The sequence below is a fragment of the Nonomuraea sp. NPDC049400 genome, assembly GCF_044466425.1.
Classification (GTDB): domain Bacteria; phylum Actinomycetota; class Actinomycetes; order Streptosporangiales; family Streptosporangiaceae; genus Nonomuraea.
Window position 1 is genome coordinate 39,189 of sequence record NZ_JBITMP010000019.1, and the last position, 19,525, is coordinate 58,713.

Sequence of the window (19,525 nt, forward strand, 5' to 3'; positions counted from 1 at the left end):
CGGCTGGGGAACTGGCGTGTGCGCTCCAGGCTGGTCGCGCTGATCCTCATCCCCACGGTCGTGGGTGTGCTGCTCGCCGGCGTGCAGCTGGCCGACGCCATCGGCACCAGCGCCGAATACCGCCGTCTGACCCAGGTCGCCGAGCTCGTGCAGCGCATCGGGGCGCTCAACCACGAGCTCGGCAAGGAACGCACGCTCACCGCGTGGTACGTCGCCGACCGCAGCCGCGGCCAGCGCCTCGTCCAGCTCAAGACGCAGCGACAGGCCACTGACGCCGCCAAGAAGCAGGTGCTCAGCGCGGCCACGGCCATCGACGCCACCCACTCGGCTCGCGTCCGCGAGGGCGTCGCGAACATGCGCCGCTGGCTCGAGGGCCTCGACAGCCTCCGCACGTCGATGGTCTCGAACGTGCCGCCGCGCGCCGCCATCAGCATCTACACCACCATGATCAGCACCTTCTCCGCGATCCAGGGCGACCTGGGAGACGGTGTCAGCGACGACACCCTCCAGCGTGAGGTGGCCTCGATCGGTGCGCTCCAGCAGGTCAAGGAGGAGATCTCGCGCCAGCAGATCATCCTGATCGTGGCGCTCGTCGAGCGCCAGCTGGACAGCGACGACCTGTCGGACCTCCTGGGCTCCTGGAACAAGCAGCAGGCCGAGCTGGCCTCCTTCGAGCAGGAGGCGGACCCCGCGGACCTGAAGGCGTACCAGCAGCTCATGCGAGGGCCCGAGATCGACCTCGCCGACGCCATGCGCCAGCGCGCGCTCGCCCAGGTGCGCGCGTACAACCGGATCAAGGACCTCGACGTCACCACCCACCGTGACCTGAGCAACTGGTTCGACAGCACCAGCCTGTCCGGCAACGCCTTGCGCAAGGTCGAGGACGGCCTGGCCACCAAGATCGTGACCAGGACCCGGGACCTGAGCGACACCGAGCAGCGCAACGCGATCATCTCCGGTGCGATGATCCTCGTCCTGCTGCTCCTCGTCCTGATCTTCACCACCCGCGTGGCCGGCTCGCTGGTCCGCCCGCTGCGCCGGCTGCGTGCCGAGGCGCTCCAGGTCGCCACTACCCGGCTGCCCGAGACCGTCCGCGTGCTGCGCGAGTCCGGCGACGGCGCGCACGTGCCCGAGGTGCCGTCGGTCGGCGTCAACACCCGCGACGAGATCGGTGAGGTGGCGCGGGCGTTCGACGAGGTCCACCGCGAGGCGATCCGGCTGGCCGGTGACGAGGCCAAGCTGCGTGCGAACGTCAACTCGATGTTCGTCAACCTCTCCCGCCGCAGCCAGACGCTGGTCGAGCGGCAGCTGCAGCTCATCGAGGGCCTGGAGCAGGGTGAAGAGGACGAGCAGCGGCTCGCGAACCTGTTCAGGCTCGACCACCTGGCCACCCGCATGCGCCGCAACAGCGAGAACCTCCTGGTCCTCGCCGGCCAGGAGGCCGCGCGCAAGTGGAGCGAGCCGGTGCCGCTGGTCGACATCGCCCGCGCCTCGCTGTCCGAGGTCGAGAACTACGAGCGGGTCCAGATCCAGATCCCGTCCGGCACGCTGATCGTCGGCCCGGCTGTCACCGACGCCGTCCACCTGCTCGCCGAGCTGATCGAGAACGCGATCTCGTTCTCCCCCCGCGAGAGCAAGGTCACGGTCACCAGCACGCCCGCCGAGGGCGGCGTGCTCGTGTCGATCAACGACATGGGCATCGGGATGAGCCCGGAGGAGCTGTCGGAGGCCAACTGGCGGCTGGCGAACCCGCCCGTCGTCGACGTGTCGGTGTCGCGGCGCATGGGCCTGTTCGTGGTCGGCCGGCTGGCCTTGCGGCACGGCATCCGCGTGCAGCTCAGCCAGCGGGAGACCGGCGGGTTGAGCGCGCTGGTCATGCTGCCCGACATGCTGATCAGCAGCGGGGTCGGCGTGCCGCAGCAGGGCGGGCAGTACGAGGCGTTCACGACGTTCGACCCGAGCATGTTCGGTGAGCCGTCGCAGAACGGCTCCCGCGCCGCCGACGGGCCCGAGCAGGTCGTCGACACGCAGTGGCCGGGGTCGCTGCCGGTGCCAGGGAGCGCGGGCTGGTCCGCGTTCGGCGAGCAGCCCGCGGCGTACAACGAGCGGCCGGCCGATGATCGCCCGTTCGAGCAGCCCTTCGGCGAGCAGCCGTCTTTCGGTGGGCAGCCGCCTTTTGGTGAGCAGCCGCCTTATGGTGAGCAGCCATCTTTTGGTGAGCAGCCGTCCTTCGGTGAGCAGCCGTCCTTCGGCGAGCGCCAGTCGCCTTTCGCGGAGCAGGCGCAGGGCGGGTCGGGGGCGCAGGGCGGCGACCAGCCGCGCTGGCCGTCCTTCTCCGACGAGACGCCGCAGCCGGCCCAGCAGTCGTTCGAGGAGCCGCGCTGGCCGTCGTTCTCCGAGGAGACGCCGCAGCCCGCGCAGGAGCCGTTCGCGGAGAACCGGTGGCCGTCCTTCGCGGAGCCGCCGCCTCTGCAGGACGACGAGCCGCGCTGGCCGTCGTTCGCCACCGAGCCGCCGAAGCAGCCGCAGGAGGAGCCGCAGTGGTCGTCGTTCGCCGACCCGCAGCCGCGCAGGTCGCTGTTCGAGGCGGAGGATCGGCCGCGGTCGCAGCTCGGTGACGGGTCCCGCTCGCCGTTCGCGGAGGAGCTCAAGCCCGCCGACCAGTTCGAGCAGAACGGGCACTCGAACTTCGACAGGTTCGGTCCCGGCGCCTACTCCTCGCAGGACATGACCGGGCCGCTCCCCGTGGTGCGCAACTCGCCCATGGAGGAGCAGGGCGACGAGTTCCTGCCGATCTTCTCGTCGGTCGGGTCCGACTGGTTCCGCCGGCCCGATCCCGAGATCCTGGCCGCGCGTACCGAGCAGCCACCTCCCGTGAAGGAGGAGGAGCCCGAGATCACGGCCGTGCACCCGGCCGTGCCCGCGGACGCGGCCTCTCCCACGGCCAGCGGGCTGCCCCGGCGCAAGCCTGGCGCGTCCGGGGCGGGCGCGACGTGGTCCTCGCCCGCGGACTCCGGCTTCCAGGCGGCGCAGGCCGCCGCGCAGCCCGCGCAGGGCGGCACCACGCCCTCGGGTCTGCCCCGTCGCGTCCCCAAGGCCAACCTGGTGCCCGGCACGGCCGGCCTCGCCGACCCCCAGGCCCAGTCTCAGGGACAGCCGCCGGCGCCGCAGGTCTCGCCCGAACGGCTGCGCAGCAGGCTCTCCAGCTTCCAGCAGGGTGTCCGGCAAGGCCGAGCGTTCACCCGCGGAGAAGAGAATGAGGAGGACAAATGAGAGAAATGAGCCAGGGAGCGCGCGGCATAAGCTGGTTGATCACGGACTTCGTGAACAACGTGCCGGGTGTCGCGCACACGGTCGTGGTGTCGTCCGACGGCTTGCCGCTGGCCTTCTCTGAGGGTTTTCCCAAGGACCGGGCCGACCAGCTCGCCGCGGTGGCCTCGGGTGTGATCAGCCTCACCCAGGGCGCTGCGCGGGTCTTCGAGGGCGGTATGGTGACGCAGACCGTTATCGAAATGCAGCGTGGGCTCTTGATGATCATGTCCATCAGCGATGGGTCCTGCTTGGCCGTCCTGGCTGCGCCCGACTGCGACATGGGGTTGGTGGCGTACCAGATGACCTTGCTGGTCGAGCGGGCCGGTCAGGTGCTGACGCCGGCTGTACGCGCCGAGCTGCAAGCGGCCCGCCCCCGCTAGCGGGGCGGTGACAGGAGATCATGGTGTCAGGTCAGGGTTGGGCTGGTGATAGTACTCCGCCGCATCCGGCGGCTCCCCGTCCGCAGAAGCCGAGCTCCCTGGTACGGCCCTATGCCGTGACCGGGGGGCGTACCGCGCCGCGGATGAAGTTCGCCATGGAGGCATTGGTGTCCTCCGTGACGTCGGAATACCAAGACATTTCTCTACTTAGTCCGGAGTATCAGGCGATCATCCAGCTGACCCGGAACGTCCGGTCGGTTGCCGAGATCTCCGCCCTCTTACGGCAGCCCCTTGGCGTGGTCCGGGTGCTGATCGCCGACATGGCGTCGGAGGGCCTGATCCGTGTGCACCAGCCTGCGCTGGACGCCGGAAAGCCGGACCTGAACTTGCTCGAAAGGGTGCTCAGTGGACTTCGCAGGCTCTAGCCCCGGCCTAACCTCGACGAAGATCGTCGTGGCCGGAGGCTTCGGCGTGGGGAAGACGACGTTCGTGGGTGCGGTCTCGGAGATCCTGCCGCTCACCACCGAAGCGGTCATGACGGACGCTTCGGCGCACGTGGACGACGTCTCCCTCACGCCCAACAAGACCACCACGACCGTGGCCATGGACTTCGGCCGGGTCTCGCTCGACCGTGACCTGATCCTGTACCTGTTCGGCACGCCCGGACAGCACCGCTTCTGGTTCATGTGGGACGACCTCGTACGGGGCGCCATCGGCGCGGTCGTGCTCGTGGACACGCGCCGCCTCGCCGACAGCTTCCCGGCGATCGACTACTTCGAAGAGGCGAAGCTGCCGTTCGTGATCGGCATCAACGGGTGGGACGGGCAGTTCGCGCACGCGGAGGAGGAACTCCGCGAGGCCTTGTCGATCGGTGGGCACATCCCGATCGTCCGCCTGGACGCGAGGCAGCGGGAGTCGGTGAAGGCCACCCTGATCACCCTGGTGGAACACGCCCTGACCCGCCACATGCGCACCCCGGTGTAGACCCCCGGCGGTGATGCGGGTAAATCGGCGGCCCCCCACGCACGTGGGGGGCCGCCTCGCATTTCGGTGCTGATCGGCCTTCAGAGGGTCTTGACGGTGCCGCCGTCGATGACGTGGTCGGCGCCCGTGATGTTGGCGGCGACATCCGACAGAAGGAACGCGATCAGGGCGGCCACCTCGCGGGGCTCGGTGATCCGGCCGGTGGTGATGCCGAACGCCGCCGGGATCTGCTCGAGGAAGGCGGCGTGCTCGGCTCCCGCCAGAGCCGCCACCTTGCCGCCGAAGCCGTCCGGATCGTCCCAGATGGCGGTACGGACGACGCCGGGCGAGACGGTGTTGACCCGGACGCCCCGCGGCCCGAACTCCTCGGCGAGGGACTTGCCGAGCGCGGTCAGCGCGGCCTTGGCGGCGCTGTAGGCGACGGGGCCTGCGGCCGGGAGCCTGGAGTTGATGGACGAGACGTTGACCACCGATCCGCGCCGCTCGATCAGGCTGGGCAGAGCGGCCCGGGTGACGCGTACGGCGCTGAGCAGGTTGATGTCGAAGATGGCGGCCCATTCGGCGTCACCGGTGTCGAGGAATCCGACGGGCTCGACGTCATCGCCGCCGCCGACGTTGTTCACCAGCAGGTCGATGCCGCCCAGCTGGGCGAGCGCCGTTTCCATGAGGGTGGCGACCCCTTCCGCGGTGCTCAGGTCGGCCGACACCGCGACGGCTCCCGACTTCTCCAACTCGGGGGTGACGGTGCGGGCGGCGCCGACCACGCGTACCCCCTCGGCGATCAGGGTCTGCACGGTGGCCAGCCCGATGCCCCGGCTGGCACCGGTGACGACGGCGGTCTTGGCGTGAAGGTTGAGCTCCATGAGCCGCTCCAATTCTTGAACTATAGGTACAAAAAATAGGCATGGTGGAGGTCCCGCCATGGCATGCGGGACTCAGAGGGAGTCGATGACCGCGTCGATCACCCTGTCGAGGCGGTCCGGCCCCTCGGCGACGCGCGCGATCAGGCGCATGCCGACGACGGTGTTCAGCAGCAGGCTCCCGATCGCGTGAGCGTCGCGGTCGGCGGCGATCTCTCCGCCGCGCTGGCCCTCTTCGATCAGCGCGCGGAAGGCGTCCTCGGTGCGGTCGAGCATGCGCCGTACGAGCCGCGCCGCACTCTCGTCCGCCCGCCCCAGCTCCGCGGCGGTGTTGACGGCCATGCAGCCACGCCGGTCGGGGTCGGCCAGGTCCATCTCGGCCAGGAGGCGCAGCGCCCCGCGCAGCCGGTCCTTGACGGGACCGGGCTCCTCCAGCATCTCGATCAGCGCGACCGCCTGGCTGTCGCGGTAGCGGCCCAGCGCCGCCTCGAACAGGGCGTGCTTGCTGCCGAAGGTGTTGTAGAGGCTGCCCTTGCCGATGCCGAGCGCGTCGACCAGGTCCTGCGGCGTGGTGGCGCCGTAGCCCTTGCGCCAGAACACGTCCATGGCCTGCTCGACGGCCACGTCCGGATCGAACTGCTTCGGCCTTCCCATGGCCATGACCGTAGCATTTTCTTGACCTGGAGGTCAAAATCCGTTCCCTTGACCTCTGTCTGGCCGGTCGGTCATGATCAACGGCGACTCCCGCCGAAAGGTGATCACGTGCGATTAATCGCAGGCGCAACCGCAGCCTTATCCACCGCCCTGACCGCCGTCCTCCTCGTTCCCCAGCCCGCCTCGGCGGCCACCCAGCTCATCGGGAACGGCACCTTCACCAGCTCCACCGCCCCCTGGGCCGCGATCGGCCAGACGACCGTCACCGCCGAGTCCGGATGGATGAAGGTGGCCGTGAAACAGGTCGTCGCGAACCCCTGGGACGCCATGGTGGCCGCGCCCACCACCGCCGGCCTGAACCCGGGCAAGAGCTACACGCTCTCGTTCGACGCCTACTCCACCACCGCCTTCAAGGCGCGTGCGACCGTGCAGTACACGGCCACCCCCAGCGCCAACCAGTCGCTTGCCACGGACGTGCAGCTCACGACGGGGAGCAAGCGCTACAGCATCCCGTTCACCGCCGCGACCGCCACCGACACGGCCGCCGAGGTGACCTTCCAACTGGGCGGGTCCGGTGGGGCCCCGACGGTCCGCTTCGACAACGTGTCGCTGCTGGAGACGCAGACGACGCGGCCGACCGCCCTCTACGTGTCCCCCCTGTCGAACCCGGCCAGGTGGGCCGGCGACCCGGCGAACAAGGACACCGACACGGGGAAGGCCATCGCCGCCAACATCGCGAACAAACCGATCTTCGAGTGGTTCGGCGGCTGGTTCGGCGACATCACCAAGGCCGTGGACGACTACGTCGGCGCGGCGCAGGCCCAGGACAAGCTGCCGATGCTGGTGGCGTACAACATCCCCAACCGGGACGCGTGCGGCGGGGAGTCGGGCGGCGGCGCCGGTGACGCGACCGGGTACCACAACTGGATCACCGAGTTCGCCAAGGCCATCGGCACCAGGCACGCGATCGTCGTGCTGGAGCCCGACGCGGTCGCCGCCGCCGAATGTGTCACCAAGTTCGGCAAGGACCCCGAGGACCAGTACCGGATGCTGCTGGACGCCACCCAGGTGCTGCGCGCCCAGGCCCCCAACGCGTGGGTCTACCTGGACGCGGCCAACGCCACCTGGCACGCGCCCGACAAGATGGCGCCGCTCCTGGTCAAGTCGGGCATCGCCAACACCCGCGGCTTCTCCGTGAACGTGTCGAACTACTTCACCACCGTTGACTCCGAGACGTACTCCGTCGCGGTCAACGGCTACCTGTCGGGCACGGTGGGCGCCAAGAAGTACGTGATCGACACCAGCCGCAACGGCAACGGTCCCTACGAGGACGACACGCCTGGGGACAACTGGTGCAACCCGCCCGGCCGAAAGCTCGGCACTCCTCCGGCCAAGCAGTCGAGCGGCGCCGAGTACCTCTTCTGGGTCAAGGTGCCCGGTGACTCCGACGGCCAGTGCGGCATCTCCGGCGAGCCGGCCGGGACCTTCGATCCCGACCTGGCGATGGCTCTGATCAACGGCTGACGCGTATTCAGACGGCCGGGCCCGCTCAACGGCCCGGCCGGTTCATCGGCCCCGTTCCTCAATGTGGCGGGCGAGGAGAGCGCGGGCCGTGGCGGCCATGGCCTCGTCGACCATCTCACCCTCGAACGTCACCGCCCCCGCTCCGCCGGCCTGGGCCGCCTCCACGGCCGCGATCAGCCGGGCGTGACGGGCCAGCTCATCGGGGGAAGGGGAGAACGCCTCGTTGATGACGGGGATGTGGGAGGGGTGGATCGCCATCATGCCCTCGTACCCGAGCGAGCGGTTCTGCTCGGCGAAGGCACGCAGCCCGTCCAGGTCGCCGATGCTTGTCCACAGACCCGCCACCGGGTTGGGCGTCCCGGCCGCGCGCACGTCCAGGAGCACCCGGGAACGCAGGCCCAGCGTGCTCTCCAGACTCCATCGGTAGCCGACGGCGCGGGCCACGTCGCCGCCGGGCGCGGTCACGGCGCCGAGGTAGGCGACGCGGGGGGCCGCCCGGGCGATCTCGTACGCCTCGCGCAGCGCACAGGCCGTCTCCAGCAGCGGCACCAGGGCGAGGTGCCCCGGCGGCAGGCCGTGCTCGCGTTCGCACCAGCCGAGCAGCCGGTCCGCGACCCGTACGTCCTCGGGGCCGGCCACCTTGGGCAGCACGATCCCGGCGAGCCTGCCGTGCGCGACGGCACGCAGCTCCTCGGCCCCCGCCCAGCCGTCCAGCGGGTTGACGCGGACGAACAGGGCCATGCGCCCGTCGAACGCGGCCACCGCCGCGGCCACCCGGCGGCGTGCCTCGGCCTTGCCGTCCGCCGGGACCGCGTCCTCGAGGTCGAGGATCGCCGCGTCCGCCCCCGCCGCCTCCGCCTTGGCCAGCCAGTCCGTCCTCGTGCCCGGGACGAAGAGCAGGGAACGCAGGGGGAGCCGCTCAAATGACACCTTGCTTCTCCAGGTCGGCCAGCTCGTCCTCGCCGAGCCCGAGCCAGTCGCGGTAGACGAGGCGGTTGTCCTGCCCCAGCTCGGGGCCGGTGCGCCAGACCTTCCCCGGCCGTCGGTGGAAGTGGGGGATCACGCCCTGCATGCGTACGGGGCCGAGGTCGGCGTCGTCGACGGTGATGATGTCGCCGCGTTCGGCGTAGACCGGGTCGGCCACGATGTCGGCGGCCGTGAACACCCGGGAGGCCACCACCTCGGCGCGGGCGAACTCCGCCAGGCACTCGTCGGTGGTCCGCGCCGCCACCCACTCCCGCAGGCCCTCGTCCAGGGCCTCCCGGCCCGCGTGCTGCTGTGCCGAGGTGGCGAAGTCCTCCTCGGGCAGGCCGAGTAGGCGGGCCACGTTGCGTACGGAACGGAGGGTGGCGGACGTCACGGTGACCCATTCGCCGTCGCGCGACCGGTAGGTGTTGATCACCGCGGCGGGCGCCACGGCCAGCTGGTTGCCCGCCCGCTCGGGCACGGCGCCGAGCTGGTCGTAGGTGATGATCTGCCACTCGATCAGCCGGTACAGGGGCTCGAAGAGGGCCAGGTCGATCCACTCGCCGTCGAACTCGGGGTCGCTCGCCCGGCGGTGGAGCGCGGCGAGCACGGCGTACGCACCCATCAGCCCCGTGACCGCGTCCCCGTGGGAGAACCCGGTGTGCACGGGAGGCCCGTCGGGGAACCCGGTCAGGTGCACCACCCCGCTCCTGGCCTCGCCCATCTTGCCGAAGCCCGGCTCGTTCGCACGCGAGGAGGTCGCCCCGAACCCGGAGATCTGCAGCAGGATCGCCGCGGGGTTGATCCGGTGCACGGCCTCCCAGTCCAGCTCCCAGTCGCGCAGCCGCCCGGCCCGCAGGGTCACGATCACGACGTCCGCCCAGGCGACGAGCCGGTGGGCGATCTCCCGTCCGGCCGCGTGGTGCAGGTCGAGCGTGACCGAACGCTTGTTGCGCCCGGCGACCTTGAACCACAGAGGTACGCCATCCCGTACGGGACCCATCGCGCGGGCGGCGTCACCGGCGCCGGGGGCCTCCACGTGCACCACGTCCGCACCCTGGTCGGCGAGCATGGAGCCGGCCATCGGACCGGCCACCACGTGCGCGAACTCCACCACCTTCAGCCCGCGCAACTGCCCCTGACCGGCCCCGCCCGTGTCCTGCCCTGTGCCTGTCACCCGCGCTCCTTCGCCTCCCGATCGCGACTGCGGTCGTTTCATCCTGCCGAGGCGGTGAAATGCGTGTCCAGCACAAGAAAACCATCATTCAATGCACTTTCCACATAAATCCCCACCCCGCACGCCCTCGATGGCGCGTGAGGCTGGTCGCCGAGATGTCCCGGCACTCCTGCCGAAGACGCCTCCCCAGAGGGACCCCAGCCCCGGTCGGCGGGGTCGTCTCAGTGCGGCGCCGACGTGCGCTGAGGTGCCTCGGGGTGGTCGAGTCCGGGGCGGCGGGGACGTGGGGGCGGCGTCAGTCGCGGTTCCAGGAGACGCCCAGGGGCAGGTCGCGCAGTTCGCGGCGGAACGCGTCGAGCAGGTCGAGGAACGCGCCGGTCGCCAGCGGCAGCGTGCGGCGGGCGCGGACGACGACGTCCAGGCGGCGGTCCACGACGGGGTCGGCGAGCGGCCGGTACACCAGTGGAGACCCAGACCCCATCAGCGGCAGCACCAGGGCGGGCATCGCCGAGACGCCGAGCCCCGCCGCGACGAGCCCGCCCACCGTCGCCACGCTCCCCGCCTCCGCAGCGAGCGTCACGGAAGCCCCCGCCTGGGCGAAGGCCGCGTCCGTGAGCCGCCGCACGCTCGACTCAGGCCCGACCGCGAGGAACGGCTCCCGCGCCAGTTCCTCCCACGTGACGTGCTCCTGCGCGGCGAGCGGGTGGTGCTCGGGCAGCACGGCATGGAAGCGGTCCCTGATCAGCGGGCGGTGCTCGAGCTGCTCGGATGCGGCGCCGACCGTGGAGATCGCGAAGTCCGCGTCCCCCGAGAGGACCCGGCCGAGCACCACCTGCTCCAGACCGTCCATGATCCGCAACGCCACCATGGGCCGCCGCCGCCGGAAGTCGGAGATCACCTGGGGCAGCAGCACCGCGGCCACCGACGGCAGCGTGGCCACCGCCACCACGCCGGACTCGCCGAGCAGGTAGCGCTCCAGCTCCTTCATGCCCGAGCGGTGGGCGGACACGATCTGCTCGGCCACCCGCAGCGTCTCCACCCCGGCCGCGGTCAGCTGCACGTTGCGGGTGTCGCGCTCCAGCAGCTGCGCGCCGAGCAGCCGCTCCAGCTCCGCCACCGCGCGGCTGAGCGACGACTGCGACACGTGCATCTCGGCCGCCGCCGCGGTGAAGCTCGACGCTCTGGCCACGGCGGCGTACGCGGCCAGGAGCCGCAGGTTCGCCTCCATGGCGGTGAGCATAGACCGACACTGTTGCGCAGAATGCATGGATAAATGTTGCTTTGATGCTGGACCTGGGTTTTCGTCGCTCGGAAACTCTTCCGTAACACTCCGGCACGTCACCCCCAGCGAGCCGGGCTAGGAAGAAGGCGAACATCGATGCTGGCAGCCCTGGGATTCACCACGATCGTTCTGTTCCTGCTGCTCACCATGACCAAGCGCGTGTCGGTCCTGATCGCTCTGGTGCTGATCCCGGTCCTCGCCGCGCTGGCCGGGGGCTTCGGCGGCGAGCTGGGGAAGATGATCCTCGACGGGCTGGGCAAGGTCGCGCCGACCGGCATCATGATCGCGTTCGCGGTCCTGTACTTCAGCCTGATGATCGACGCCGGTCTCTTCGACCCGCTCATCCGCGGCATCCTGCGCCTGGCCAAGGGCGATCCGCTGCGTATCGCGGTCGGCACCGCCGTGCTCACCATGTGCGTGGCGCTCGACGGAGACGGCGCGTCGACGTTCCTGATCACGGTCTCGGCGCTGCTGCCGGTCTACCGGCGGCTCGGCATGAGTCCGCTGGTGCTGTCGGGCGTGGTCTGCCTGGGCGCCGGGGTCATGAACCTCATCCCCTGGGGCGGACCCACCGCGCGGGCGATGGCGGCGCTGAAGCTGGACAGCTCCCAGGTGTTCACGCCGGTCCTGCCCGCGATGGCGGCGGGCATCGTGTGGGTGCTGGTGGCGTCGTACCTGATCGGGCTGAGGGAACGCCGCCGCCTCGGCAAGCTGCCGTCCGCCGGCGTGCCGGAAGAGCACCTGGTCGGCGAGGGACCCGGCACCCAGCGGGCGCCCGTGCACCCGGCTCTGACCGTCTTCAACGTGCTCCTCACCGTCGCCCTGCTGGTCGGGCTCGTGCTGCAGGTGATGCCGCTGCCGGTGCTGTTCGTGGTCGGGTTCGCGATCGCGCTGCTGGTCAACCACCCGACCTGGGAACGCCAGCAGGAGCTCCTGGAGCGGCACGGCAAGAGCGTCGTCCTGGTCACCACGATGATCTTCGCGGCCGGCGTGTTCACCGGCATCCTCACGGGCACCAAGATGATCAGCCACATGGCCTCCGCGTTCGTCGGCGTCATCCCCGACTCGCTCGGCGGGCACCTGCCGGTGCTCGTGGCGATCACGGGCATGCCGCTCAGCCTGGTGTTCACGCCCGACGCGTACTACTTCGGCGTCCTGCCGGTGCTCGCCGAGACCGTCAGCGGCTTCGGGGGCGCGCCCGCCGAGGTCGCCAGGGCGGCCATCCTCGGCCAGATGACCACCGGGTTCCCGCTGAGCCCGCTCACCGCCTCCACGTTCATCCTGGTCGGGATGAGCGGCGTGCAACTGGGCGAGCACCAGCGCTTCATCTTCAAGTGGGCGTTCGCCACCACGCTCGTCATGACCGCGGTAGCGCTGCTCACCGGCGCCTTCTCCCTCTGAAACACCCTCCCTCCGACCTCAGAGGATCGCACGTGAGAACTGTCAAGATCATGGCCGCGCTGTCGGCCGCCGCCTTCACGCTGACCTGCAGCCCCGCCCTCGCCACGACCGGCGCACCGCTCCCGCCCGACCCCTTCTTCTCCTACGACCGCCCCGCCGAGTACGGCGTACACAAGGAACGCGTCACCGTACCCGTGCGTGACGGCAGCCACCTGGCCTGCGACCTGCACCGCCCCGCCGCCCCCGACGGCACGCCCGCCCCTGGCCGCTTCCCCGGCATCGTCTACGACTACAACGCCTACAACCAGCTGGAGGCCCAGGGGCGGGCCGCCGCGTACTTCGTCACCAGGGGTTACGTCGCGGCCGTCTGCAACGCCCGGGGATCGGGCGACTCTCCCGGACACCTCGACCCGTTCAGCCCTCAGGAGCAGCGCGACAACTACGACCTCATCGAGTGGCTGGCCGCCCAGCCCTGGTCCACGGGCCGGATCGGGCAGACGGGCGTCAGCTACGGCGGCCACTCCTCCCTCCTCGTCGCCGTCAACAAGCCGCCCCACCTGGCCGCCATCATCCCCGTGGACGGCATCAGCGACTGGTACGAGAACACCATCTACCGGGGCGGCATCTATTCGGCCAGGATCCGCGACTGGCAGCGCGCCACCGCCCCCGACACCCTGGTGACCTACGCCCAGCACCCGCTCTACGACGACTTCTGGCGCGGGCGCAGCGTCAAGTCGCGGTGGAAGGACCTCGACGTCCCCGTCCTGGAGATCGCCGGCTGGTACGACCGGTACCGCCAGGGCATGGTCGAGAACTTCCAGGCGCGCGAGCGCAACGTCTGGCTGGTGTCCGGTCCCTGGGTGCACGGCTGGCCGGCCGGGCAGCCGGCCGACATCGGCAACGGCGCCTACCTCGCCTGGTGGGACCGCTGGCTGGCCCGTCGCCCCGGCGCGCCGCTGCCCGCGGCCAAGGTGACCTCGTACGAGGTGCCGGGCACGGGCTGGCGGCAGTTCGACAGCTGGCCGCCTGCCGGGACGCGGCAGGTCCGCCTGAGCCTGTCCTCCGACGGCACCCTGTCGGCCACCCCGGAGGTCTCGGCGACCCGTACGTTCGAGGTCAACACCAAGCCGGCAGCGGGCGGGCCGGGTCAGCGGCTGGAGTTCGCCACGGGGCCGCTCCCGCGCGACCTGGTCCTCGCCGGTGACGTCCAGGCCAAGGTACGGGCCTCGTTCAGCGCGACCGACGGCAACCTCGCGGTCGTGGTGCAGGACGTCGCACCCGACGGGACCGCGACCCGCATCACCCAGGGCTGGCTGAAGGCGAGCCACCGATTCGGCCACGACCGCGCCGTCCCGGTGAGCCCGGGCAAGGCGTACGACCTGGAGATCCGCACCTGGCCCACCCACTACCGCGTCGCGGCCGGGCACAGCATCCGCGTCACGGTGTCCAGCGACGACTACCCGGAGATCGACTCCGACGCCCCGGCCGGCCAGGTGTCGCTGAGACTCGGGCACGGCGGCTCGACCATCCGGCTGACCACGCTCTGACCCCGGCCGCCGTCCCCGGTCACTTGCGGGACGGCGCACTCGGATAAGATCGGGCCATGGTACCCGGCACCTTGTTTCGCTGATCACGCGCCAGTGAGAAGGCGCAGTGCCGCTGGAGCATGTCGGCACCAATGGCGGCTCGGCCGCGCCTGAGTCCGGCCGTAAGCCCGCGTTCCGCACTGCGTTCCTCACCACGTCGACCGTCGATCGGCATCACCAGAGAAACGAGTGCATCACCATGGCTTCCGATTTCCCATCAGCGCACACCGCTGTCCTGAACACCCTCGACCCCGACGCCCCCGTCCTGGACGATCTCGAACCGCTGCGCGGCATCATCGAAGACGCCCAGGTCGTGGGCGTCGGCGAGGGCGCCCACTTCGTCCGCGAGTTCACCCTCGCCCGCGCACGGCTGCTGCGCTTCCTCATCGAACGCTGCGGATTCACCCACGTGGCGCTCGAACTCGGATCCACCCAGGCCGCCGCCGTCAACCCCTGGCTCGCCGGCGATGGCGAGGAGCCCGACCTGCACCGATTGAGCGGGCCCCTCACCCTCGGCATGTTCGGGGAGCTGCTGCGCTGGCTGCGCCGCTACAACGTAGGCAGAACGCAGCCCATCCAGATCGCCGGGATCGACCTCCCCAACACCCTGACCCTGCTGCCGGACCTCGATCCGGTCGCCGACTACCTGGGGCTGGTCGATCCGGACATCGGCGACCTCGTGGCGGGCGTCCTGCGCACGGCCGGCGAGATCACCGGCGGCTCCGCCGCCGTATCGGCACCCCGGTGGGGGACGCTCGACCCTGCGCTCCAGGACTCCCTCACGGCGAGCCTGGCCCGCCTGTCGACGCGGCTTCGCGCGCTCGAACCGATCTACGTCTCCCGCAGCGATCAGCGCAGCTACGACACGGCCCGCCACCACCTCGACACGGCCTGCCACACCGACTACATGCTCCGGGCGATGAACGACCTGTTCTCCGGCGCGGGCGCGCCGGGCGACACGTCGGTCCGCGACCACTTCATGGCCGCATCCGTACAGTGGCACCTCGCCCGCGCCGGCACCGGCGCGCGAGTCGTGCTGGTCGCCCACAACAACCACATCCAGAAGACCCCCGTCACCTTCGACGGCCACCTGGCCGCGCTGCCGATGGGCCACTACCTCGCGAGAGACCTCGGCCGGCAGTACCGCGTCGTGGCGATGACCCACACCGCCGATCAGGTGCCGGAAATGAGCGTCTCCCCTGAGGGCTCCCCGGTCGGCTTCACGGTCGAACTCGTCACCATGGACGCTCCGGCCCCGGGAAGCGTGGAAAAGACCCTCACCGACGCCGGGCTCGGCGGGGCCGTCACCCTCACCGATCTCCGTTCGCGGACGTCGCTCGATCGCATGCGCTCGCAGAGCGCCGTCGTGGACACGCCGCTTCACCAGGCCTTCGACGCGGTCGTGTGCACGCCCACCGCGACACTCGACCCCACCGTCAGCTTCTAGCGAGGACGCGGATCATGGACATCACCAGTGCCGTCGTCACCGGCGCAGCCAGTGGGATCGGCAGAGCGCTCGCCACCCGTCTCCGTTCGACCGGGGCGCGGGTCGTGCTCGCCGACGTCGACGAAGCGGCGCTCGCCGGTGCCGCGGCCGAGCTGCGGGCCGACGCCGTCCGTACCGACGTCTCCGACGCCGCGCAGATGGAGGCACTCGCCGCCGCGGCGCCGGGTGCCGACCTCGTGTGCCTCAACGCGGGCATCGTCGGCCGCGACCTGGGCGCGCCGTGGGAGGTGAGCCCCGAGGACTGGGACCGGGTGTTCGCGGTGAACGTCGGGGGCGTGGTCAACGGGTTGCGCGCGTTCGTCCCGCGCCTGCTCGCCGCCGGGCGCCCCGCGCACATCCTGATCACCGCGTCTCTGGCGGGCCTCGTCACCTTCCCCACCGGCGGCGCGTACGCGGCCTCCAAACACGCCGTCGTCGCCCTCGCCGAGCAGGCCGCTCTGTCGCTGGCCGGCACGCCGGTCGGCGTGACAGTGCTCTGCCCTGCCCTGGTCCGCACCGCCATGTCGCCCGACGGCGAGGACCCCGCGGCCATCGCCGAACAGGCTCTGGCGGCCGTGCGGGCGGGGACCTTCACCGTGGTGCCGGACGGCTGGGCCACCGGGATCACGCGGCGCGGCCAGTGGCTGGCGACCGGCGCGCAGCCGGACATGCCCACCGCAGACACTCGGCCATGACGGGCTGAAGACGGCTCCCCTCGCGGTCGTCTCCGCCGGCGAGCAAGTGGGCACGTCGGCTACGCGCAGCCGAGCATCAGTGCGCGGGCCGCCGGCGTCAGGCGCTGCGGGGTGTTGAAATCTCGATGGCCAAAGCTTCCCAGCGACTGGAAGCTGGTGAGCGAGCAACGGTCTTGGCGCGCGGACGTTTCACCCGTCGAGTGCCGCCGCCATGCGATCGAGGTCGGCGAGGAGCTCGGCGAGGCGTTCCTCCGGGACGGCATCGGTCATGCGCTGGTCGATGGCGTAGACGGCGGAGCGTGCCGCCGCGAGGCGACGGTGGCCCTCCTCGGTGAGGTGGGCGGGCAGAGCGCGACCGTGGTCGGTGCTGGCCGGCCGGGTCAGGAGGCCGGCGTCCTGCAGTCCGCGAAGGACGACGTTCATGGACTGCCGCGTGACGAAGGTGCCGCGGGCCAGCTCGGCGTTGGACAGGCCGGGGCGCTGGTCGAGGAGTTCGAGGCAGGCGTACTGCGGCACGGTCAGACCGTACTCGCGCAGTGCCTTGTCCATCGCGCTGCGCAGGGTCGCGGCGGTGCGCTTGAGGCGATATCCCAGGCGCTCGGTCACGTCGGCGGCCGGGGCGTGGCTGGAGGGAGTCCCATCATGCATGTCAGGAGTTTGACATGTAAGTGCGGCGACGTCTATCTTCCTCTTATGTCAAAGTCCTGACATACATGTGATCGAGGAGTACTTCATGACTGTCACCGTCAGTGGGCCGGACTTCATCGCTCTGCAGGTGCGCGATGTCGAGGCGGCAGCCGCCTTCTACGAGCAGCACCTCGGGCTGCGCCGGGCGCCTGCCTCGCCGCCCGGCGCCGTGGTGTTCACCACCGAGCCCGTTCCGTTCGCCGTCCGCGAGCCGCTGCCGGGAGTGGATCTCGACGCCGTCGAGCGACCCGGACTCGGGGTCGCCCTGTGGTTCCGGACCACTGGCGCGCAGGCCCTGCACGACCGGCTCCACGCCGCCGGGGTCCCCATCGTCAAGGCACCCGAGGATGGTCCGTTCGGCAGGATGTTCACGTTCGTCGGCCCTGAGGGCTACGTCATCACCACGCACGAAGCCTGACCATGACCGCCATCGCCGTCACCCCGCGCGGGCCGTTCTCGCTTGCGGAGGCTCGTTCGGCTGGTGCCCGGCCGGAGTGACGTGCGAGGGCCGGCGTGCTCGGTGGACGGCTGTCCCTGGACGTAGGTCATTCCGGCCGTGGGGCTCTGCTGAGCTTGCCCCGTGCCACCAGTTCCAGCGCGAGCGCGACCGCCACTGACTCCACCACCAGCAGCGCGACCAGGACGAACAGCTGCACTGCCCCGGCCAGCAGCGGTGATGCGCCGCCGAGGAGCATGCCGATGAACGCGCCGGGAAGGGTGACCAGCCCGACCGTCCTGGTCTGGTCGAGCGCCGGGATCAGTGCCCCGGCCGCCGATGGCCGGGCGATCTCCAGTCGGGCATCCCGGTCCAGGAGCCCGATGGACAGCGCTGCTTCGACCTCTCCGTGCCGTAGTTCCAGCTCCTCCAGCGAGCGCCGCCCGGCGAGCACCGTCGCGGTCAACGCGCCTCCGATGAGGATGCCGGTGACGGGGATGAGCGCGATGCCTTTGACCGGGACCAGCCCGACGGCTACGAGCAGCAGTACGACCGGGAACACGCCCGCGCCGATCGGCACGGCAGCCCACCACCAGGTGTGGTTCTTGGTGATCCGGCGGCCGGCCGTGCGGGTCGCCACCGCGAACATCACGGCCAGGAAGGCGAAGAGCAGCGGGCGCGAGTCGAATGTCCATCGGATGACGGCGACGACGGCGGCCAACTGCACGGTCGCCCGGAGGCTGGCGGTGAGGATGGCGCGGGCATGCCCGAGCCGGGCCAGCGCCGCCACCCCGGCGCCCACGACCAACAGCGCTGCGAGCACGACGCCCAGAGTCGGGTTCACCGGGAGCAGCGTGGATGCCGACGCGGTCATGGAATCACCCCAAGGGCTCGCAGAGACATCAAGGCTTGGTCTCCGGGTCGGGCTCGGCCCAAAACTCCGCATCGCAGAGTGATCGGCACGATGCGGCATTGACAGACACTAAGGATAGCCTTACCTTACATCGAGTGTGATCAACTGTCTGCCCTCCGAACCGGGGCATCGAGCTGAGGGAGCATCGTGACTGCCGAAGCAGCCGTCGATACCGCCCATCCATCCGCCGCCCACGAGTCGGTCCGTGAGTCGGTGTTCGACTGCGTGGGAAACACCCCGGTCGTCGCGCTGCGGCGGCTCTTCCCTGAGCCCGGCGTCGAGGTGCTGGCCAAGCTGGAGTTGATGAACCCCGGCGGCAGTATGAAGGACCGGTCGGCACGCCACATCATCGAGACCGGGCTCGCCGAGGGTTCCATCCCCCCGGGGAGCACGGTGGTGGAAAGCAGCTCGGGCAACTTCGGCATCGCGCTCGCGATGGCCGCGCGCATTCACGGGTTGCGGTTCATCTGTGTCGTCGACCCCAAGACGACCAGCGCCAACCTGGCGCTGTTGCATCAGCTCGGCGCGACGGTCGAAATAGTCTCCGAGCCGGACGAAGCGGGCGGCTACCTGCACACCCGGATCCGGCGCGTCAAGGAGCTACTGGCCGAGGTCCCCGGCGCGATCTGGATCAACCAGTACGCCAACGACCGTAACTGGCAGGCCTTCTACCACGGCACTGGCGCCGAACTCGTCGAACAGCTGGTCCGGCCCCCGTCCTACCTGTTCGCGCCGGTGAGCACCACCGGCAGCATCCTTGGCTGCTCCCGCCGGCTCCGGGAACATTTCCCCGGCCTGCGCGTGATCGCGGTCGACGCGGTCGGATCGGTGATCTTCGGCAGCGCACCCGCACGCCGCGAGATCCCCGGCATCGGGTCGAGCCGCGTCCCGGAACTGTTCCGGCCCGACGAGATCGACGACGTCGTCCATGTCGACGACGTGGAGGCCGCCGAAGCCTGCCGTGATCTGCTGGCCGCTGAAGGCATTTTCGCCGGTGGGTCGAGTGGCGCGGTGGTTGCGGCCATCCGGCGCACCCTTCCGCGGCTGACCACGCCCAGCCGCGTGCTGGCCATCTTCCCCGACCGCGGCGACCGCTACCTCGACCTCGTCTACGACGACGACTGGCTGGAGCGGATGCGTGCCGACAGGGCCCGGGCAACCGCAGCAGCCTGCTGACCCCTC

General features: G+C 70.5%; 18 protein-coding genes. 11 read left to right on the forward strand and 7 right to left on the reverse strand.

The window, feature by feature from the left end; all coding sequences use genetic code 11:
* Positions 1 to 18 precede the first annotated feature (18 nt).
* The 4 genes from ACIBVN_RS28490 to ACIBVN_RS28505 are packed head-to-tail and all read left to right on the forward strand — an operon-like array spanning position 19 to position 4,676.
* A complete protein-coding gene (locus tag ACIBVN_RS28490; protein ID WP_397141435.1) occupies positions 19 to 3,273 on the forward strand; it encodes a nitrate- and nitrite sensing domain-containing protein in 3,255 nt (1,084 codons plus the stop codon).
* A 5-nt stretch (positions 3,274 to 3,278) separates the two neighbouring features.
* Complete coding sequence (locus ACIBVN_RS28495) at positions 3,279 to 3,692, forward strand: roadblock/LC7 domain-containing protein (protein ID WP_201760494.1); 414 nt, start codon at positions 3,279 to 3,281, stop codon at positions 3,690 to 3,692.
* A gap of 20 nt (positions 3,693 to 3,712) precedes the next feature.
* A complete protein-coding gene (locus ACIBVN_RS28500; protein WP_055507219.1) occupies positions 3,713 to 4,117 on the forward strand; it encodes a DUF742 domain-containing protein in 405 nt (134 codons plus the stop codon).
* Positions 4,098 to 4,676, forward strand: coding sequence for a GTP-binding protein (locus tag ACIBVN_RS28505; RefSeq protein ID WP_397141437.1), 579 nt, complete (start codon positions 4,098 to 4,100; stop codon positions 4,674 to 4,676). The genes ACIBVN_RS28500 and ACIBVN_RS28505 overlap by 20 nt, the downstream gene beginning before the upstream one ends.
* Positions 4,677 to 4,756: 80 nt before the next feature.
* Here ACIBVN_RS28505 and ACIBVN_RS28510 read toward each other — a convergent pair whose 3' ends face one another.
* The gene (locus tag ACIBVN_RS28510) at positions 4,757 to 5,539 is read right to left on the reverse strand and encodes an oxidoreductase (protein ID WP_397141439.1); all 783 of its coding nucleotides are present in this window, start codon (positions 5,537 to 5,539) and stop codon (positions 4,757 to 4,759) included.
* 72 nt (positions 5,540 to 5,611) lie between these two features.
* Positions 5,612 to 6,190, reverse strand: coding sequence for a TetR/AcrR family transcriptional regulator (locus tag ACIBVN_RS28515; RefSeq protein ID WP_397141441.1), 579 nt, complete (start codon positions 6,188 to 6,190; stop codon positions 5,612 to 5,614).
* Between the two features lie 108 nt (positions 6,191 to 6,298).
* On the opposite strand from ACIBVN_RS28515, the gene ACIBVN_RS28520 reads away from it, so the two are divergent.
* Positions 6,299 to 7,714: a glycoside hydrolase family 6 protein gene (locus ACIBVN_RS28520; protein WP_397141443.1), complete on the forward strand. Its 1,416-nt coding sequence runs from the start codon at positions 6,299 to 6,301 to the stop codon at positions 7,712 to 7,714.
* Between the two features lie 42 nt (positions 7,715 to 7,756).
* Here the strand turns inward: ACIBVN_RS28520 and ACIBVN_RS28525 are convergent, their stop codons facing one another.
* The 3 genes from ACIBVN_RS28525 to ACIBVN_RS28535 form a co-directional block, all read right to left on the reverse strand.
* A complete protein-coding gene (locus tag ACIBVN_RS28525; RefSeq protein ID WP_397141445.1) occupies positions 7,757 to 8,644 on the reverse strand; it encodes an HpcH/HpaI aldolase/citrate lyase family protein in 888 nt (295 codons plus the stop codon).
* Entirely contained in the window at positions 8,634 to 9,857 is a 1,224-nt protein-coding gene (locus ACIBVN_RS28530) for a CaiB/BaiF CoA transferase family protein (protein WP_397141447.1), read from the reverse strand. Before ACIBVN_RS28530 ends, ACIBVN_RS28525 begins: the two co-directional genes overlap by 11 nt.
* A 295-nt stretch (positions 9,858 to 10,152) precedes the next feature.
* Complete coding sequence (locus ACIBVN_RS28535) at positions 10,153 to 11,085, reverse strand: LysR family transcriptional regulator (RefSeq protein ID WP_397141449.1); 933 nt, start codon at positions 11,083 to 11,085, stop codon at positions 10,153 to 10,155.
* 150 nt (positions 11,086 to 11,235) lie between these two features.
* Between ACIBVN_RS28535 and ACIBVN_RS28540 the strand changes: the two genes are divergently transcribed.
* The 4 genes from ACIBVN_RS28540 to ACIBVN_RS28555 all read left to right on the forward strand — a co-directional run bounded on the left by ACIBVN_RS28540 (position 11,236) and on the right by ACIBVN_RS28555 (position 16,307).
* Positions 11,236 to 12,540 (forward strand): CitMHS family transporter, encoded by a 1,305-nt coding sequence (locus ACIBVN_RS28540; protein ID WP_397141451.1) that lies wholly within the window; start codon positions 11,236 to 11,238, stop codon positions 12,538 to 12,540.
* 32 nt (positions 12,541 to 12,572) lie between these two features.
* The gene (locus ACIBVN_RS28545; RefSeq protein ID WP_397141453.1) at positions 12,573 to 14,087 is read left to right on the forward strand and encodes a CocE/NonD family hydrolase; all 1,515 of its coding nucleotides are present in this window, start codon (positions 12,573 to 12,575) and stop codon (positions 14,085 to 14,087) included.
* 238 nt (positions 14,088 to 14,325) lie between these two features.
* Positions 14,326 to 15,573: an erythromycin esterase family protein gene (locus ACIBVN_RS28550; RefSeq protein WP_397141455.1), complete on the forward strand. Its 1,248-nt coding sequence runs from the start codon at positions 14,326 to 14,328 to the stop codon at positions 15,571 to 15,573.
* A 14-nt stretch (positions 15,574 to 15,587) separates the two neighbouring features.
* Positions 15,588 to 16,307 carry an SDR family NAD(P)-dependent oxidoreductase gene (locus ACIBVN_RS28555; protein WP_397141457.1) on the forward strand — a complete coding sequence of 240 codons (720 nt, stop codon included), beginning with the start codon at positions 15,588 to 15,590 and terminating at the stop codon, positions 16,305 to 16,307.
* Between the two features lie 189 nt (positions 16,308 to 16,496).
* Here the strand turns inward: ACIBVN_RS28555 and ACIBVN_RS28560 are convergent, their stop codons facing one another.
* Positions 16,497 to 16,955: a MarR family winged helix-turn-helix transcriptional regulator gene (locus ACIBVN_RS28560; protein ID WP_397141459.1), complete on the reverse strand. Its 459-nt coding sequence runs from the start codon at positions 16,953 to 16,955 to the stop codon at positions 16,497 to 16,499.
* Between the two features lie 85 nt (positions 16,956 to 17,040).
* On the opposite strand from ACIBVN_RS28560, the gene ACIBVN_RS28565 reads away from it, so the two are divergent.
* Entirely contained in the window at positions 17,041 to 17,412 is a 372-nt protein-coding gene (locus tag ACIBVN_RS28565) for a VOC family protein (RefSeq protein WP_397141461.1), read from the forward strand.
* 127 nt (positions 17,413 to 17,539) lie between these two features.
* Here ACIBVN_RS28565 and ACIBVN_RS28570 read toward each other — a convergent pair whose 3' ends face one another.
* Positions 17,540 to 18,304 carry an ABC transporter permease gene (locus ACIBVN_RS28570; RefSeq protein WP_397141463.1) on the reverse strand — a complete coding sequence of 255 codons (765 nt, stop codon included), beginning with the start codon at positions 18,302 to 18,304 and terminating at the stop codon, positions 17,540 to 17,542.
* A 252-nt stretch (positions 18,305 to 18,556) separates the two neighbouring features.
* On the opposite strand from ACIBVN_RS28570, the gene sbnA reads away from it, so the two are divergent.
* Positions 18,557 to 19,519: a 2,3-diaminopropionate biosynthesis protein SbnA gene (sbnA, locus tag ACIBVN_RS28575; protein ID WP_397141465.1), complete on the forward strand. Its 963-nt coding sequence runs from the start codon at positions 18,557 to 18,559 to the stop codon at positions 19,517 to 19,519.
* The last annotated feature ends 6 nt before the right edge of the window (positions 19,520 to 19,525 follow it).